The 15,840-nt window shown below is 71.1% G+C and carries 15 protein-coding genes; 7 read left to right on the plus strand and 8 right to left on the minus strand.

Annotated features, from left to right (window positions below):
- Positions 1–183 precede the first annotated feature (183 nt).
- The 3 genes from C4T78_RS20245 to C4T78_RS20255 form a co-directional block, all read right to left on the minus strand.
- Positions 184–1,911, minus strand: a complete 1,728-nt coding sequence (locus C4T78_RS20245) for an urease subunit alpha (protein WP_093349962.1) — start codon at positions 1,909–1,911, stop codon at positions 184–186.
- On the minus strand, positions 1,892–2,275 hold the full coding sequence (locus C4T78_RS20250; RefSeq protein ID WP_093155975.1) for an urease subunit beta: 384 nt from the start codon (positions 2,273–2,275) through the stop codon (positions 1,892–1,894). Before C4T78_RS20250 ends, C4T78_RS20245 begins: the two co-directional genes overlap by 20 nt.
- Before the next feature lie 181 nt (positions 2,276–2,456).
- Positions 2,457–2,759, minus strand: a complete 303-nt coding sequence (locus C4T78_RS20255; protein ID WP_093155977.1) for an urease subunit gamma — start codon at positions 2,757–2,759, stop codon at positions 2,457–2,459.
- A 272-nt stretch (positions 2,760–3,031) separates the two neighbouring features.
- Here C4T78_RS20255 and C4T78_RS20260 point away from each other — a divergent pair, with 272 nt between their 5' ends.
- The 4 genes from C4T78_RS20260 (at position 3,032) to sepH (ending at position 7,768) form a co-directional block, all read left to right on the plus strand.
- Complete coding sequence (locus C4T78_RS20260) at positions 3,032–4,159, plus strand: citrate synthase 2 (RefSeq protein WP_093349965.1); 1,128 nt, start codon at positions 3,032–3,034, stop codon at positions 4,157–4,159.
- Positions 4,160–4,288: 129 nt separating this feature from the next.
- The gene (locus tag C4T78_RS20265; RefSeq protein WP_143185769.1) at positions 4,289–5,218 is read left to right on the plus strand and encodes an SEC-C domain-containing protein; all 930 of its coding nucleotides are present in this window, start codon (positions 4,289–4,291) and stop codon (positions 5,216–5,218) included.
- A 209-nt stretch (positions 5,219–5,427) separates the two neighbouring features.
- Positions 5,428–6,570: a phosphoserine transaminase gene (serC, locus tag C4T78_RS20270; protein ID WP_093349970.1), complete on the plus strand. Its 1,143-nt coding sequence runs from the start codon at positions 5,428–5,430 to the stop codon at positions 6,568–6,570.
- Between the two features lie 265 nt (positions 6,571–6,835).
- Positions 6,836–7,768, plus strand: a complete 933-nt coding sequence (gene sepH, locus C4T78_RS20275) for a septation protein SepH (RefSeq protein WP_093349972.1) — start codon at positions 6,836–6,838, stop codon at positions 7,766–7,768.
- Positions 7,769–7,994: 226 nt separating this feature from the next.
- On the opposite strand, the gene C4T78_RS20280 is transcribed toward sepH, so the two are convergent.
- Positions 7,995–8,609: a DUF2537 domain-containing protein gene (locus C4T78_RS20280; protein ID WP_093350203.1), complete on the minus strand. Its 615-nt coding sequence runs from the start codon at positions 8,607–8,609 to the stop codon at positions 7,995–7,997.
- A complete protein-coding gene (locus tag C4T78_RS20285) occupies positions 8,609–9,421 on the minus strand; it encodes a TrmH family RNA methyltransferase (protein ID WP_093349975.1) in 813 nt (270 codons plus the stop codon). Before C4T78_RS20285 ends, C4T78_RS20280 begins: the two co-directional genes overlap by 1 nt.
- Positions 9,422–9,485: 64 nt before the next feature.
- Between C4T78_RS20285 and C4T78_RS20290 the strand changes: the two genes are divergently transcribed.
- Positions 9,486–10,421 carry an aldo/keto reductase gene (locus C4T78_RS20290; RefSeq protein WP_093349977.1) on the plus strand — a complete coding sequence of 312 codons (936 nt, stop codon included), beginning with the start codon at positions 9,486–9,488 and terminating at the stop codon, positions 10,419–10,421.
- 120 nt (positions 10,422–10,541) lie between these two features.
- Entirely contained in the window at positions 10,542–12,041 is a 1,500-nt protein-coding gene (locus C4T78_RS20295) for a glutamate-cysteine ligase family protein (RefSeq protein ID WP_093349980.1), read from the plus strand.
- On the opposite strand, the gene C4T78_RS20300 is transcribed toward C4T78_RS20295, so the two are convergent.
- Genes C4T78_RS20300 through C4T78_RS20310 form a run of 3 tightly spaced genes read right to left on the minus strand, consistent with a single transcriptional unit; the run spans position 12,038 to position 14,852 of the window.
- Positions 12,038–12,805, minus strand: a complete 768-nt coding sequence (locus C4T78_RS20300; protein WP_093349982.1) for an ABC transporter ATP-binding protein — start codon at positions 12,803–12,805, stop codon at positions 12,038–12,040. The two genes, C4T78_RS20295 and C4T78_RS20300, sit on opposite strands and share 4 nt — an antisense overlap.
- Complete coding sequence (locus C4T78_RS20305) at positions 12,802–13,920, minus strand: FecCD family ABC transporter permease (protein ID WP_093349985.1); 1,119 nt, start codon at positions 13,918–13,920, stop codon at positions 12,802–12,804. Before C4T78_RS20305 ends, C4T78_RS20300 begins: the two co-directional genes overlap by 4 nt.
- Positions 13,917–14,852, minus strand: a complete 936-nt coding sequence (locus C4T78_RS20310) for an ABC transporter substrate-binding protein (RefSeq protein ID WP_093349987.1) — start codon at positions 14,850–14,852, stop codon at positions 13,917–13,919. Before C4T78_RS20310 ends, C4T78_RS20305 begins: the two co-directional genes overlap by 4 nt.
- 380 nt (positions 14,853–15,232) lie before the next feature.
- Here C4T78_RS20310 and C4T78_RS20315 point away from each other — a divergent pair.
- Positions 15,233–15,840: superoxide dismutase (locus C4T78_RS20315; RefSeq protein ID WP_103908139.1), on the plus strand; the 608-nt coding region annotated here is incomplete at its 3' end.

Raw genomic sequence — 15,840 nt, forward strand, 5'->3', positions numbered from 1 at the left:
CGCTTCAGCGACATGCACGCGATTTCAATGGAAATCGGGCCTTCGATTTCAATGGAAGTCGCGCACCGTCGGCGTGTCAGGCACCCGACACGCCGACGGTGCGTCGGGTTCGCCGCAATTTCAATGGAAATCTGACATGCAATTTCCATTGAAATCGCGCTCCCGCAACGACCCGCCCCTCCGCTAGAAGAGGAAGTACCGCTGGGCCATCGGGACCTCGGCGACCGGATCGGGTTCGACCAGCTCGCCGTCGATGTGCACGGCGAAGCTGTCCGGGTCCACCTGGATGTCCGGCGTCGCGTCGTTGTGCACCATGTCGGCCTTGCCCACGTCGCGGGTGTTCTCCACCGCGACCATCCGCGAGCTCAGCCGCGCCTGTTCCGGCAGCTGGGCGTCCAGCGCCACCGGCGCCACGAAGAACACGCTGCTCGCCGCCGCCGCGCGGGGCTGCGCCCCGAAGCTGGGCCGCGCGATGTAGGGCTGCGGCGTCGGGATCGACGCGTTCGCGTCGCCCACCGCGGCCCAGGCCGCGAACCCGCCCTTGAGCACGATGTGCGGGCGGACCCCGAAGAACTTCGGGTCCCACAGCACCAGGTCGGCCATCTTGCCGACCTCCACCGAGCCCACGTGGTGGGCGATGCCGTGCGCGATGGCCGGGTTGATCGTGTACTTCGCGACGTAGCGCTGCGCGCGGTTGTTGTCCGCGCGCCCGTCGCCGGGCAGCGAGCCGCGGCGGCGCTTCATCACGTGCGCGGTCTGCCAGGTGCGCATGATGACCTCGCCGATGCGGCCCATCGCCTGCGCGTCCGAGCTCATCATCGAGATGGCCCCGATGTCGTGCAGGATGTCCTCGGCGGCGATGGTCGACGGCCGGATGCGGCTCTCGGCGAACGCCAGGTCCTCGGGCACCGCCGGGTTCAGGTGGTGGCAGACCATCACCATGTCCAGGTGCTCGTCGATGGTGTTCACCGTGTGCGGCCGGGTCGGGTTGGTCGACGAGGGCAGCACGTTGGAGTGCGAGGCCAGCCGGATGATGTCCGGCGCGTGCCCGCCGCCCGCGCCCTCGACGTGGAACGCGCTGATCGAGCGGCCGTTGATCGCTTCCAGCGTGGACTCGTAGAACCCCGCCTCGTTGAGGGTGTCGGCGTGCAGCGCGATCTGCACCCCGGACTCCTCGGCGACGCGCAGCGCGCTGTCCAGCACCGCCGGGGTCGCGCCCCAGTCCTCGTGGATCTTGAAGCCGCCCGCTCCGGCGCGCAGCTGCTCCCACAGCGCTTCGCGGCGCATGGTGCTGCCCTTGCCGAGCAGCAGCACGTTGACCGGCATGAAGTCGACGGCCTGCATGATCATCCGCAGGTTCCAGGCGCCGGGCGTGACCGTGGTGGCCTTGCTGCCCTCGCCGGGCCCGGTGCCGCCGCCGATCAACGTGGTCAGCCCGGAGGCCAGCGCGGTGTCGACCTCCTGCGGGCAGATGAAGTGCACGTGGGAGTCGATGCCGCCGGCGGTGAGGATCTTGCCGTTGCCCGCGATGACCTCGGTGGACGGGCCGATCACCAGCGAGCGGTCCACGTCGTTGTTGGCGCTGGGGTTGCCTGCCTTGCCGATGCCCACGATGCGGCCGTCGCGGATGCCGACGTCGGCCTTGATCACGCCCCAGTGGTCGAGGATCACCGCGCCCGTGATCACCACGTCCGGCGTGCCCTCGGCGCGGATCGCCGCGGACTGGCCCATCGACTCGCGGATGACCTTGCCACCGCCGAAGACGACCTCGTCGCCGGAGCCGGTGGGGCCCTGGCTGCGGTCCTCGGTGACCTCGATCAGCAGGTCGGTGTCGGCCAGCCGGATGCGGTCGCCGGTGGTCGGGCCGAACAGCTCGACGTACTGCGAGCGGTCAATGGACGATGTGCTCACCGTGGTGGCCCTCGCCTTTCTCTCCGTAGGTGAACGGGGTGGGTTCGTGGTCGCGGGTGTCGAGCTCGCCCGCGTACTCCAGGCGCAGGCCGCGCACCAGCCGGGCGCCGCCGACGTCCACGAGGTCGACCTCGCGCGCCACGCCCGGCTCGAACCGCACGGCGGTGCCCGACGGCACGTCCAGGCGGTTGCCCCAGGCCTTGGCCCGGTCGAACTCGAGGCTCGGGTTGACCGCGGCGAAGTGGTAGTGCGAGCCGACCTGCACGGCGCGGTCGGCGCGGTTGACGACGGTGATGCGGATCCGGGCCCGCCCCGGGTTCAGCGGGATCGGGTCCTCGTCGGTGATGATCTCCCCAGGACGCATGGGCAACTCCCTAAGCGATGTGTGTCGAAGAGTGGATCGGGCCCGCGGTTGGAGCCGGGAACGGCCGCGGTGCGGCCGCCTTCCACCGCCCGGGCGAAACGCGCGCTGAGGCCGCGCAGGCCGGGAACCGCTCAGGTCCCGCCGGGTGACCACGCGAGCAGCGCAACCATCGGCATGCCGTTCAGGTGATCGGGTCGTGGACGGTGACGAGCTTGGTGCCGTCCGGGAAGGTCGCCTCGACCTGCACGTCGTTGATCATCTCGGCGATGCCGTCCATCACCTGGTCGGGCCGCAGCACCTGGCGACCGCTCTGCATGAGCTCGGCGACGGTCCTGCCGTCCCGGGCGCCTTCCACGACGTGGTCGGTGATCAGCGCGACCGCTTCCGGGTAGTTGAGCTTCAGACCGCGATCAAGCCGTTGGCGCGCCAGGCCGGCCGCCACGTGGACGAGCAGCTTGTCGCGCTCGTGAGGAGCAAGATGCATGAAGCTTCTTTAACACACGGGGCTCTGGCACCCCCGGGCTGCCCTGCGATTTTAATGCCGTTAACTTGCCCCGTTACAACCATTTTTCCGGACTTTTACGTGGCTAACGGATTTTCTTGAAGACCCTGTGAGCTAGCTCATGATGTGACTTCCCGGAGTCGGGATTGTGCGCCGCCCCGGGCGGGTGCACTGTGTGATCAGACGCCTGCACCCCGCCACGTCCAGCGTCCGCGCAGCCGCGCGCACGCGTCCAGCGACGAGACGAGGCAGTCATGAGCAGTGCAGCTCAGTCCGAGTTCCGCCCCGGCCTGGAGGGCGTGGTCGCCTTCCGCACGGAGATCGCCGAGCCCGACCGCGACGGCGGCGCCCTGCGCTACCGCGGTGTCGACATCGAAGACCTGGTCGGCACGGTCTCCTACGGCGACGTGTGGGCATTGCTGGTGGACGGCGGTTTCGGCGACGGCCTGCCCGCCGCCGACGCAACGCCGGTACCGGTGCGCACCGGCGACGTGCGCGCGGACGCGCAGGCATCCCTGGCGATGCTCGCTCCCGCACTCGGCTTCGCACCACTGCTCGACGTCGACGAGGCCCAGGCCCGCGAGCAGCTCGCCCGCGCCTGCGCGCTCGGGCTCTCCTTCGTCGCGCAGTCCGCGCGCGGTGACCAGCCGCCGGTCCCGCTGTCGCGGGTCGAGGAGGCGACCACCGCGACCGAGCAGTTCCTCACCCGCTGGCGCGGCGAACCCGATCCCACGCACGTCCGGGCGCTCGACGCGTACTGGGTGTCGGCCGCCGAGCACGGCCTGAACGCCTCCACCTTCACCGCCCGGGTGATCGCCTCCACCGGCGCCGACGTCGCGGCCTGCCTGTCCGGCGCGGTCGGCGCGATGTCCGGCCCGCTGCACGGCGGCGCGCCCGCCCGCGTGCTGCCGATGATCGAGGAGGCCGAGCGCACCGGGGACGCGCGCCGCGTGGTGGAGTCCATCCTGGACCGCGGCGACCGGCTGATGGGCTTCGGCCACCGCGTCTACCGCGCCGAGGACCCGCGGGCGCGGGTGCTGCGCAACACCTGCGACCAGCTCGGCGCGCCGCGCTTCGAGGTCGCCCGCGAGCTGGAGCAGGCGGCGCTGTCCGTGCTGCGGGAGCGCCGCCCGGACCGGCAGATCGAGACCAACGTGGAGTTCTGGGCCGCGGTGGTCCTCGACTTCGCGGAGGTGCCCACGGCGATGATGCCCGCGATGTTCACCTGCGCCCGGCTGGCGGGCTGGGCGGCGCACATCATGGAGCAGAAGCGCACCGGCCGCCTGGTGCGCCCGTCGGCGCAGTACATCGGCCCGGGCCCCCGGTCCCCGCAGGACGTCCCGGGCTGGGACCAGCTGAACCAGCTGATCGCCCCGGTGTGATCGGCACCTTCCGCAGGTGGCGGCACGTGAGCGTTTTGAGGGGCCATAGCACCGGAAAACGCTCACGCGCCCATCGCGGACACACCCTCTGCCCAGCACCGGCGCAGCGCGCGGCGCTAGCGTGGAGTGGTGGTAGCTCCATCCTCCGACGCCCGGAAACGTCGCATGCACGTCGAGTACGCCGAGGCGCTCGAAGCCGATGCGGAGATCAGCGGCCAGCGCTGCGACGACCTCGTGGAAGCGTCCGGCTACTGGCACTTCGCCGATGAGCACGGGCGCGAGGAGCGGGCGCTGGCCGCTGCCGCCGAGGTCGACGACGGCCGCAGCGTGCTCAGCGGGCGGGCCGCCTACGCCTCGTTCCTGCTGACCCACGGCCGCCGCGAGGAGGGCGAGCGCGCCATGGCGCAGCTGATGCACGAGGGCTCGGAGTGCGAGTGGGCCTACGGCGAGGCCGCCGCCGGCTACCAGGCGATCGGCGCGCACCAGGAGGCCTTGCGCTGGCTCAACATCGGCGTCCAGCGGTTCGTCCCGGATCTCGGCGCCGAGGTGGAAGTGGGCGATCCCGGCTTCGAGCTGCTCCGCGAACGCGCCGACCTGCGCCACCGGCTGGGCCTCCCCGCCGACCAGTACGACGAGCTGCTCACCCGCTCCGAGGAGCGCTCCCACGAGGTCTTCAGCCAGATCGAGGAGATCGGCAGGCAGCAGCACGCGATCCCGGCGGTCCTCTACTGGCCCGAGGCGGAGTTCGCCGAGGTCCAGCGCAGGCACCCGGACTGGAACCCCGGCCTCGCGCACGTCGAGCACCGCCGGTTCATCCAGCGGACGCTGACCGACCACCCGACCAGCGCGGTGATCGTCGCCGGTGCGCTCGACGACCTGGTCGCCTTCGCCGAGTCCCGCGAGCTGCCGCTGGACGACCCGGCGACGCACGCGGAGTACACCTCCGAAGCGGCGCGGCTCGGGCAGGCCGCGCCGTGGCCGCCGGAGCGCAACGACGCCTGCTGGTGCGGCTCGGAGCGCAAGTACAAGAAGTGCTGCGGAGCCCCCGGGTTCGCCTGAACGATCTCCCCCGGCGAGGTGCTGGCCAACCGGAGCGAGCCGCAGTAAGTTGCGGTGCGGCTGTTGGCAGCAGGTGCCCGTCACCTGCCGGAAACCCTGCTGCAACACTTGAGCCGAACCGGCAACGGCGCCGGTCAGCAGGCCACTGGCGCGCGGGGGCGAGGTCTTGCCCCTGCACGATCACCACGACAACGCCCGGAGGCGCCGGCATGACGCAGGCCGAGACCATCGACCCGACCACCTTGAAGCTGCCCGACGAGTTCCAGCCCGCCGACGGCCGCTTCGGCTGCGGTCCGTCCAAGGTGCGCAGCGAGCAGCTGGCCCGGCTGGCCGGCGAAGGTGCCGAGGTGATGGGCACCTCGCACCGCCAGAAGCCGGTGAAGTCCCTGGTCGGACGGGTCCGCGAGGGGATCCAGGAGCTGTTCTCCCTGCCGGACGGCTACGAGGTCGTGCTCGGCGTCGGTGGCACCACGGCGTTCTGGGACGCGGCGACCTTCGGCCTGATCCGCGAGCGCTCGCTGCACCTGACCTACGGCGAGTTCTCCTCGAAGTTCGCCAAGGCCGCCAAGACGGCCCCGTTCCTGGGCGACCCGCTGGTCGTCTCCGCCGAGCCGGGCGACGCACCGGAGCCGGTGGCGGACCCGAGCGCCGACCTGATCGGCTGGGCGCACAACGAGACCTCCACCGGCGTGATGCTCGCGCCGACCCGCCCGGCGGGCTCCGAGCACGCGCTGATCGCGGTCGACGCGACCTCCGGCGCGGGCGGGCTGGCGTTCGACGCCGCCGACGTCGACGTGTACTACTTCGCGCCGCAGAAGTGCTTCGCCGCCGACGGCGGGCTGTGGCTGGCCGCGATGAGCCCGGCCGCGATCGAGCGGATCGGCGAGATCGGTTCCTCGGACCGCTGGGTTCCGGAGTTCCTTTCGCTGCCCACCGCGCTGGAGAACTCCCGCAAGGACCAGACCTACAACACCCCCGCGGTGGCCACGCTGTTCCTGCTCGCCGACCAGATCGAGTGGATGAACGGCCAGGGCGGCCTGGACTGGTGCGTGCGGCGCACCCGCGAGTCCTCGCAGCGGCTCTACGACTGGGCCGAGGCCTCGGAGTACGCCACCCCGTTCGTCACCGACCCGGCCAAGCGCTCCCAGGTGGTCGGCACCATCGACTTCGCCGACTCGGTGGACGCCGCCGCGGTGGCGAAGGCGTTGCGCGCCAACGGCATCGTGGACACCGAGCCGTACCGCAAGCTGGGCCGCAACCAGCTGCGCATCGGCATGTTCCCGGCGATCGAGCCGGATGACGTCACCGCGCTGACGAAGTCCATCGACTGGGTGGTCTCGCAGCTGTCGTGACGACGCAGCGCTGCCGGGGTCCCCGCGGGCCCCGGCAGTTTCTCCTCCGAGACCACAACACTGAGTGAAAATCAACCACTCTCGGTGAGGTTCACCAAATATGAGTGGTTTTACTGGTTCGCTCAGGCGGCTCCTTTCCGGCAAGATCGATGCCGGGAGGACGACCAACTGCCGCACGGCATGCCCGGCGTGCCTCCCGCGTCAAGGCGGCGCGCCGGGTTACCGTCACAGCTTGGTGACATGTAGGTCGGTGGGAGGCACGCGTATGCGATCGCTGCGAGTGGTCGGGCTCGACGAGGACGGTGAATCCGTCATCTGCGAGGACCCGGAGAACGGCGAGCGCTTCACCGTGCCCGCCGACGAACGACTGCGCGCCGCGGCCCGCGGTGACCTCACCAGGCTCGGCCAGGTCCAGATCGAGATGGAGTCCCAGATGCGGCCGCGCGAGATCCAGGCCCGCATCCGCTCCGGCGCGTCGGTCGAGCAGATCGCCGAGGCCTCCGGCATCCCGGAGCACCGCGTCGAGCGCTACGCCTACCCGGTCCTGCTGGAACGCCGCCAGATCGCCGAGATGGCCCAGCGCGGGCACCCGGTCCGCGAGGACGGCCCGGACGTGCAGACCCTCGGCGAGGTCGTCGCGCACACCTTCGGGATGCGCGGCCACGACTACGCCGAAGCCGACTGGGACGCCTGGCGCGGCGAGGACGGCAAGTGGGTCGTCCAGCTGACCTGGCAGGCGGGCCGCTCCGAGAACCTCGCCCACTGGGTGTTCCACCCGGGTGCGCACGGCGGCACCGTCGCGGCGCTCGACGACCACGCGGCCGATCTCCTCGACCCGTCGCCCAACCGCCCGCTGCGCACCGTCCGCCCGGTCACCGAGCTGGCGCGCGAAGCGCTCCAGCTCGACCAGCAGGGGATGTCGGCGGAGCCGACGACCCCGGCACCGCCGCCGGAGGCGCCGGTGGCGCCCGCGCCACCGCTGGCCGAGGCCCCGACGCTCGACCTCGACACCGGTGCCCCGGAGCGACCGGCGGAGCCGGGAGCCGAGCAGTCCGCGGCGGAGAGCGCCGAAGGCGCGACCGCCGAGGAGGCGGAGGACGACGCGGCGCGCAAGGCGGAGCCGCGCCGCGGGCGGAAGAGCCACCCGATCGTCCCGTCGTGGGAGGACGTCCTCCTCGGAGTCCGCTCCCACCGCTGACCGAGAACCCGCACGAGGCCGGGGCGAGCACCAGCTCACCCCGGTCTTCTGCTGTCCGCACCAACTCCAGCCACGCCGTCGGACCATCCCCCGACATGCCGATGAAGTGCTCAATTCACCCGCCCCAGCGACCGACACGTGCAATTTCAATTGAAATTGGAGGTCACATTTCAATTGAAATTGCACGATCATCCGACGCGCCGCCGGGGATCTGGGCTCGGGTCGGTCAGACGTGCGGGGTGTAGGGGCTCAGGAGGGTGAGGAGGAGGACCAGCCAGGCGAGGACGATGCCCGCCGCTGTTCCGTAGGCGACCCAGCGCCACACCGCTATTCGGCGGCCCAGCCAGATCGAGGGGGCGAAGCCCGCCGCCACCGCCAGGTTCACCACTGCGGCCAGGACACCGCTGACGTCCGCCAGCCCCAGCGTCACCACCACCAGGGTGGTCGTCGCGATCGCCGCGATGATCGCGCTCACCGCCAGGCCCGGGCCCCAGGGCGTCGGTTCCTCGCGCGGCACCGGGAGCGCGTAGCGGCGGGGTGCCGGTGGGCGCGGGCGGCCGATGCGGTCGAGGCGGCCGCTGAGCGGGTCGAGGTAGCCGATCTGGCCGCCGGTTTCCGCGGCCAGGCGCATCGCCAGCTGGCGGCCGCGCTTCGAGATCAGTTCGCGGTCGCCGGGAGCCGTGGTCTCGTGCGCCGTGTCGGCGACGTGCGCCCATTCGTGCAGCGCTTCGACCAGCGATTCGGGCAGCCGCAGGCGTCCCGGGTCCACCTCGTGGTCGACGTCGCGCACCAGGACCGCGCGGCCGGAGCGCGCGTGCAGTTCCCAACCGGGCTCGCGCATCACGCCCCGCTCATCGCGTGGAAAGCGATCGCCCCGGCCGTCGCGACGTTGAGCGAATCGACACCGCCGGCCATCGGGATCCGCACCGCCAGGTCGGCCGCGGTGATCGCCTCCTCGGTCAGGCCGGGGCCCTCCGAGCCGAGCAGGACCGCGACCCGCCCCTCGTCCAGCGCCGCATCGCGAAGAGATTTCGCGTCTGCTCGGGGCGTCAGCGCGGCGATGCGGAAGCCGTTGTCGCGAAGCAGCTTGAGATCTTCCGGCCACGACTCCAGGTGCGCGAACGGCACCCGCAGCACGTGCCCCATCGACACCCGGACGCTGCGCCGGTACAGCGGATCCGAACAACCGGCGCCCAGGAGCACGCCGTCGACGCCGAGCGCGGCGGCGTTGCGGAACAGCGCGCCCAGGTTCTCGTGGTCACCGATGCCCTCGAGCACCACCAGGCGGCGGGACCGCTCGATCAGCTCGGCAGGCGGGAGCACCGGGGCGCGGTCGGCCACGGCCAGCACGCCGCGGTTGAGGTGGAAGCCGACGACCTGCGCCATCACGTCGGCGCTCGCGACGTAGGCGGGCACGTCGAGAGCGGCGGTGGCCCCGGCCAGCTCGTCGATCCGGCGGCGCACCCCGAACAGCGCGCGCACCGGGTACGGCGAGGCGAGCAGCCGCTCCACCACCACGACGCCTTCGGTGATCACCAGCCCGCGCCCGCCGGGCCGGTCCGGCCTGCGATCCGCGCGCGAGAGGTCGCGGAAGTCGTCGACCCGCGGATCGTCGACTTCACTGATCTCGACCATGTGCGCCACGTACCGCATTCTCGCACCCGCTGCACCGGCCGGTGCTCCCCGCCGGTATCGCCCGCGCGGGTACGTTCGAAGCATGGCTCAGCTCGGTGGCACGGCGCTCGACGTCTTTCCCATCTGCCTCGGTGGCAACGTCTTCGGCTGGACGGCCGACCGCGACGAGTCCTTCGCCGTCCTCGACGGCTACGCGGCGGCGGGCGGCAACTTCATCGACTCCGCGGACATGTACTCGGCCTGGGCACCGGGCAACTCCGGCGGCGAATCCGAGACGATCATCGGCGAGTGGCTGCGCGCCCGCGGCAACCGGGACGACGTGGTCGTCGCGACGAAGGTGGGCTGGCTGCCGCAGCGCAGCGGCCTTTCGGCGGCGAACATCGCGGCGGCTGCGGAAGATTCACTGCGCCGCCTGGGCGTCGACCACATCGACCTCTACTACGCCCACGGCGACGACCCGACGGTCCCGCTGGCCGAGACGCTGGGCGCCTTCGACGCTCTGGTGCGCGCGGGCAAGGTCCGCTACATCGCGGCGTCCAACTACACGGCACCGCGGCTCGCCGAGTCGCTGGCGGTCTCCCGCCGCGAGGGATTTGCCGAATTCACCGCACTGCAACCGAAGTACAACCTCGTGGAGCGCACCGAGTTCGAGGGCGAGCTCGCGGATCTGTGCGCGGCGGAGAACCTGGGCGTGGCACCGTACTACGGACTCGCCAGAGGTTTCCTGACCGGAAAGTACCGTCCGGCGCAAAACAACTCGAGCAGCCCGCGCGCCGAAGGCGCCCGCGCGCACCTGAACGACCGCGGCCTCCGGGTGCTCGCAGCCCTGGACGAGATCGCAACGCTGCGTAATGCCCCGGTGGCGTCGATCGCGTTGTCCTGGCTGCGAACGCAACGCACCGTCACCGCCCCGATCGCCAGCGCTCGCACCGCGGATCAGCTCGCCGACCTGCTGCTCGCCGCCGAATTGGAGCTCACCGCGGCGGAGGTGCGGAGGCTCGACGACGCCTCCGTTTGACGGCCTCGACACTCCGTTCGCTGACACCGTTTTGGCCGCTGGATCGCCGGGTACCGATGTGTCACGGTGGTTTCCCCAGCGCTGCGCGCTGACGTGCTGCCGACCGAGCGGAGAGACGGCATGGGACGGCACGTGGACGACCGAGGGTTCAATCCGGTGGACCGGCAGCGGTATCGGAACAAGATGCAGCGCGGTCTGGACGCCCTGGCCCGGATGCTCGCCGACGGCAACTTCTCCTTCCCGCGCCAGCAGATGGGGCTGGAGATGGAGCTGTGCCTGGTGGGGCCGGGCATGGAGCCGTCGATGTCCAACGCCGAGGTGCTGGAGAAGATCGACGAGCCGGCCTTCACCACCGAACTCGGCCAGCAGAACATCGAGCTCAACGTGGAGCCGCGGGTGCTGGCCGGGGACAGCGCGCTGCAGTTGGAGGATCGGATGCGCGCCGCGCTGCGGCGGGCCGACGACAGCGCGCACGACACCGGCGCGAAGATCGTCATGATCGGCACGCTGCCCACTCTGCGCAGCGCGCACTTCGACCCGGGCTGGCTGTCCCGCAACCCGCGCTACTCGCTGCTCAACGAGCAGATCTTCCTGGCCCGCGGCGAGGAAATGCTGCTGGACATGGAGGGCGAGCCGCTCGGCGAGGGCTACCACTCCGAGCGGCTGCACTCCTACGCCAACTCGATCCTGCCGGAGTCGGCGTGCACCTCGGTCCAGCTGCACCTGCAGGTCGCCCCGGAGGACTTCGCCGCGCACTGGAACGCCGCGCAGTGCCTGGCCGGCGTGCAGGTGGCGATCGGCGCGAATTCGCCGTTCCTGCTGGGCAAAGCGCTGTGGCACGAGACCCGCATCCCGCTGTTCCTGCAGGCCACCGACACCCGCCCGGTGGAGCTGAAGAACCAGGGCGTGCGGCCGCGGGTGTGGTTCGGGGAGCGGTGGATCACCTCGATCTTCGACCTCTTCGAGGAGAACGTCCGCTACTTCCCGGCGCTGCTGCCCGATCCGGAAGAGGAGGACCCGGTGGCCGCGCTCGACGCCGGGCGGGCGCCGACGCTGGCCGAGCTGCGGCTGCACAACGGCACGATCTGGCGCTGGAACCGCCCGGTGTACGACCTGGTGGACGGGGTTCCGCACCTGCGCATCGAGAACCGGGTGCTGCCCTCCGGGCCGTCGGTGGTCGACATCGTCGCCAACGCCGCTTTCTTCTACGGGGCGCAGCGCGCGCTCACCGAGCAAGATCGTCCCCTGTGGACGCAGATGTCCTTCGCCGCGGCCGAGGAGAACCTGTTCTCCGGTGCTCGCAGCGGTTTCGACGCCCACCTGTACTGGCCGGGCACCGGCTGGGTCGCCCCGGACGAGCTGGTGATGCGACGTCTGCTGCCGATGGCGCACGAAGGGCTCCGCGCGTGCGGCGTCTCCGACGAGGCCCGCGAGCGGTACCTGGGCGTGATCGAGCAGCGCTGCCTGGCCCGCCGCAACGGCGCGACCTGGCAGCGCGAAACGGTGGCCCGACTGGAGGAGCGGGGCGCGAACCGCCACGAAGCCCTGACCCGAATGCTGGAGCACTACATCGCCCTGGCCGACGGAGGCGACCCGGTCCACACCTGGCCGGTGGGCTAGCCGGTCACTCCGGTGATGGTGAGGATCGGGCGTCCGTTGTGGTCGGCCAGGTGGGCTTCGACGCCGAAGACGTCGGCCAGCAGGCGCTCGTCGAGGACTTCCGCGGGCGTTCCGGTCGCCGCGATGCGGCCGGCGTCGAGGACCGCCAGCCGGTCGCAGAACTCCACCGCCAGCCGGAGGTCGTGCAGCGTCAGCAGCACGGTCAGGCCGCCGGCCGCGAGTTCGCGCAGCAGCGCCAGGACTCCGTACTGGTGACGCAGGTCGAGGTGGTTCGTCGGCTCGTCGAGGACCAGGACCTGCGGCTGCTGCGCGAGCGCCCGCGCGATCGAGGTCCGCTGCCGTTCCCCTCCCGAGAGCAGGCGCACGTCGCGTTCCGCCTGCGCCAGCAGGCTGGTGGCCCGCAGCGCATCGTCGACGATCTCGTGGTCGGCCGCGCCCATCCGGTCCAGCAGCCCGAGGTGCGGGATCCGGCCCTGCGACACCACTTCGCGCACGGTGAGCGCCGCGCGGGCCTCCGTCTCCTGCGTCGTCGCGGCCAGGACGCGCGCCAGCCGGCGCCGCCCGGCCGCCGCGACACCGGCGACCTCCACCGTTCCGGCCGCCGGTTGGACGGCTCGGTAGAGCGCGCGCAGCAGGGTCGTCTTGCCGCTGCCGTTGGGGCCCACGAGGCCGAACACCTCACCGGCCCGAACGTCGATGTCCACATCGGACAGGACCGCCCGGCCGCCCAGCTCCACCTGGACTCCGCTGACCCGCAGGCTCACGCGATCCTCCGTCGCCGCCGCAACATCACCAGGAACACCGGGCCGCCGACCAGCGCGGTGAGCACTCCCACCGGCAGTTCCGAAGGCGCGACGACCAGCCGCGCCACCAGGTCGGCCAGCACCAGGAACACCGCACCGAGCAGCGCCGACACCGGCAGCAGGCGGTGTGCTTCGGAGCCCACCAGGAAGGTGGCCGCGTGCGGCACCAGCAGCCCGACGAACACGATCCCGCCCGCCACCGAAACGGCCGTCCCGGCCAGCAGCGAGATCGCGATCAGGCAGCACGTCCGGAACACGCGCGCGTTGATCCCGAGCGCAGCAGCGGCGTCATCGCCGCTGTGCAGGACGTTCATCCACCGCCCCGACGCGGCCGCCGCGATCAGCCCGAGCGCCAGCACCGCGGCGGGCACCGGCAGCGACTCCCAGCGCACGGCCCCGAGCCCGCCGCTGATCCAGAACATCACCTGCTTGGCCTGGTCACCGGTGCCGAAGGCGTGCAGCACGAACGAGGTCATGGCGAACGCCACCTGCCCGACCGCCAGCCCGCCGAGCACCAGCGTCGTCACCGACCCGGAACGCCCGGAGACGGCCAGCACGATCAGCAGCGCCGTCAGCCCGCCCAGGAACGCCACCAGCGGCAGACCCACCGCACCGGCACCGATGCCCAGCACGATCGTCAGCGAAACCGCGAACCCGGCGCCCTCGGACACCCCGAGCAGGTACGGGTCGGCCAGCGGGTTGCCCGTGACCAGCTGCGCGATCGCCCCGGACAGCGCCAGCGCGGCGCCGACCAGCACGCCACCGACCACCCGCGGCATCCGCGAGTCGAAGACGATCGCCGCGCGCGCCGGGCGCCAGTCCGGCTCGATCCACGGCAGCACCGGCTCCAGCACGATCCGCCACACCTGCCCCAGCGGCAGCCGCACGGAGCCCAGCGAGATCGCCAGGCCGCCGACCACCACGAGCGCGACCAGCAGCGCGGCGTAGACCAGCAAGAGCCTCTTGCCCGCTCCGCCTCCCTGTGCCGCCTCTCCGCGATTCGCGGTGGTGCCTGCGTCCTTCTCGATCTCGCGTTCTCGTGGCTGGGCTGCGGGGTTCGACTCCGGGCTGCTCATTTGCCGTGGAGGTCCCGCGCGAGGCGTTCGACGGCGGCCGGGAACCTGATGCCCTCGGTGAGCTCGACCAGCGGGATGGTGCTGAACCGGCGGTCGCGCACCGCTGGCGTGCCGGAGACCAGCGGATGCCCTTCGAGGTAGGACTGCTTGTGCTGCACCGGGGCGCCGAGGTAGTCGACGAGCACGATCGCCGCCGGGGCCCGCGTGGCGACCTGCTCCCAGCTGACGTCCTCGAAGACCTTCGGCACGTCGCCGAAGACGTTGCGTGCGCCTGCCCTGGTCAGCGCGTCGTTGCCGACACCGTTGCCGCCCAGGGTGAACGCGGTCTGCTCACCGGAGTCGTACACGAAGACGTCGACCGGTGCCACGCCCTGGAGCCGCTGCTCGACCGCCCGGACGCGCTCCTCGATGGCGGTGTTGAGCTGCCGCGCGTTGTCCTGCAGGCCGAGCGCCTCGCCGAACATCGAGATGTCGGCCAGCAGCGCGTCCATCCCGACCGGCTCGGCCGCGCAGGACTCCGACAGCAGCAGGGTGTTGATGCCGTTCTTCGCGAACACCTCGCGCCCGCGGCCCTCGGCCTCGTCGAAGGCGCTGGCGTAGCCGCCGACGACCAGGTCGGGCTCGGCTTCGAGGATGCGCTCGTAGGACGGGTACCGGTCGGACAGCAGCGGCACGTCGGCGTAGCCGGCGGCGACCTCCGGCGGTGGCGCGTGGTCGTCCGGGAATGCGGTGCCGACGAGGCGGTCGCCCAGCCCGAGCGCCACCAGGATCTCCGTGGCGTGCTGGTTGAGGCTCACCACGCGCTGCGGCGGGCGCGCGAACGTCTCGACGCTGCCGCAGTTCTCCACGCGCAAGCCGTCCGCACGCGATTCGGCCGCGGTGCAGCCGGTCAGGAACAGCGCGGCCATGATCAGGGCGAAGGTGCGGCGCATCGTGCCTTCCGAGGTCGTGCGCGGATGCGCGAGACCAGGACCGCACGCGGCGTTCCCAGACCCCGACCGCAGACCGCGACAGTCGTTGGAGCCATCCCTCGCGGAGCGGGCGATCGGGCTCGCCGCGACGTGCGCGGCCTACCGTTGCGGGTCAGCGCCGGACTTCGACCGGCTTCTCCCGCTCGCGGGGTCGGAGAGGATGCTGCCCCACGCGTCGATCCCGGTCAACCGGCCGAATTCCCGCTCCGCGCCACGTTTGCGCAGTTCACCGAGGCTGTTCGCGCAACGCGCCCGGCAGATGAGATCAACGCCTCCATCCGGCCTAGTTGCAATAGGGTGGCAGTAGCTACAGTCTGTCGATAGCGAAGGGAGAAGGCTCGATGGCGCAGTACGTGTTGCCGGAGTTGGATTACGACTACGCGGCGTTGGAGCCGGCGATCGCCGGTGAGATCAACGAGTTGCACCACAGCAAGCATCACGCGACCTACGTCAAGGGCGCCAACGACACGATCGAGAAGATCGCCGAGGCGCGGGAGAAGGGTGATTTCTCGTCGATCGTGGGGCTGGAGACCACGTTGGCGTTCCACTTGGCGGGGCATTCGTTGCACCTGGTGTGGTGGAAGATCCTGTCTCCGAACGGTGGGGACAAGCCGACCGGTGAGCTGGCGGCGGCGATCGATGAGGACTTCGGTTCCTTCGATGCGTTCCGGGCTCAGATGGAGGCGGTGTCGGGCACGATCCAGGGCAATGGCTGGGGTGTGCTGGCGTGGGATCCGGTGGGGCGGCGGCTGGTGACTCAGCAGTTGCGTGATCATCACTCGAACCTGTCGATCGCCACGACGCCGCTGCTGGTGTTCGACATCTGGGAGCACGCGTACTACCTGCAGTACCGCAATGTGAAGGCGGACTACATCAAGCAGTTGTGGAACGTGGTGAACTGGGAGGAGGTCGGCAAGCGTTTCGCCGATGCCCGTGCGGGCTACAACGG

Origin of the sequence: Saccharopolyspora kobensis (assembly GCF_900108315.1) — a bacterium.
Classification (GTDB): domain Bacteria; phylum Actinomycetota; class Actinomycetes; order Mycobacteriales; family Pseudonocardiaceae; genus Saccharopolyspora; species Saccharopolyspora kobensis.

What these genes read in the sequence shown, in the direction of transcription:
- C4T78_RS20250 (WP_093155975.1), bottom strand. Translation starts at nt 2,275, where the DNA reads ATGCGTCCTGGGGAGATCATCACCGACGAGGACCCGATCCCGCTGAAC.
- C4T78_RS20255 (WP_093155977.1), bottom strand. Translation starts at nt 2,759, where the DNA reads ATGCATCTTGCTCCTCACGAGCGCGACAAGCTGCTCGTCCACGTGGCG.
- C4T78_RS20260 (WP_093349965.1), top strand. Translation starts at nt 3,032, where the DNA reads ATGAGCAGTGCAGCTCAGTCCGAGTTCCGCCCCGGCCTGGAGGGCGTG.
- serC (WP_093349970.1), top strand. Translation starts at nt 5,428, where the DNA reads ATGACGCAGGCCGAGACCATCGACCCGACCACCTTGAAGCTGCCCGAC.
- sepH (WP_093349972.1), top strand. Translation starts at nt 6,836, where the DNA reads ATGCGATCGCTGCGAGTGGTCGGGCTCGACGAGGACGGTGAATCCGTC.
- C4T78_RS20280 (WP_093350203.1), bottom strand. Translation starts at nt 8,609, where the DNA reads ATGCGCGAGCCCGGTTGGGAACTGCACGCGCGCTCCGGCCGCGCGGTC.
- C4T78_RS20285 (WP_093349975.1), bottom strand. Translation starts at nt 9,421, where the DNA reads ATGCGGTACGTGGCGCACATGGTCGAGATCAGTGAAGTCGACGATCCG.
- C4T78_RS20290 (WP_093349977.1), top strand. Translation starts at nt 9,486, where the DNA reads ATGGCTCAGCTCGGTGGCACGGCGCTCGACGTCTTTCCCATCTGCCTC.
- C4T78_RS20295 (WP_093349980.1), top strand. Translation starts at nt 10,542, where the DNA reads ATGGGACGGCACGTGGACGACCGAGGGTTCAATCCGGTGGACCGGCAG.
- C4T78_RS20305 (WP_093349985.1), bottom strand. Translation starts at nt 13,920, where the DNA reads ATGAGCAGCCCGGAGTCGAACCCCGCAGCCCAGCCACGAGAACGCGAG.
- C4T78_RS20310 (WP_093349987.1), bottom strand. Translation starts at nt 14,852, where the DNA reads ATGCGCCGCACCTTCGCCCTGATCATGGCCGCGCTGTTCCTGACCGGC.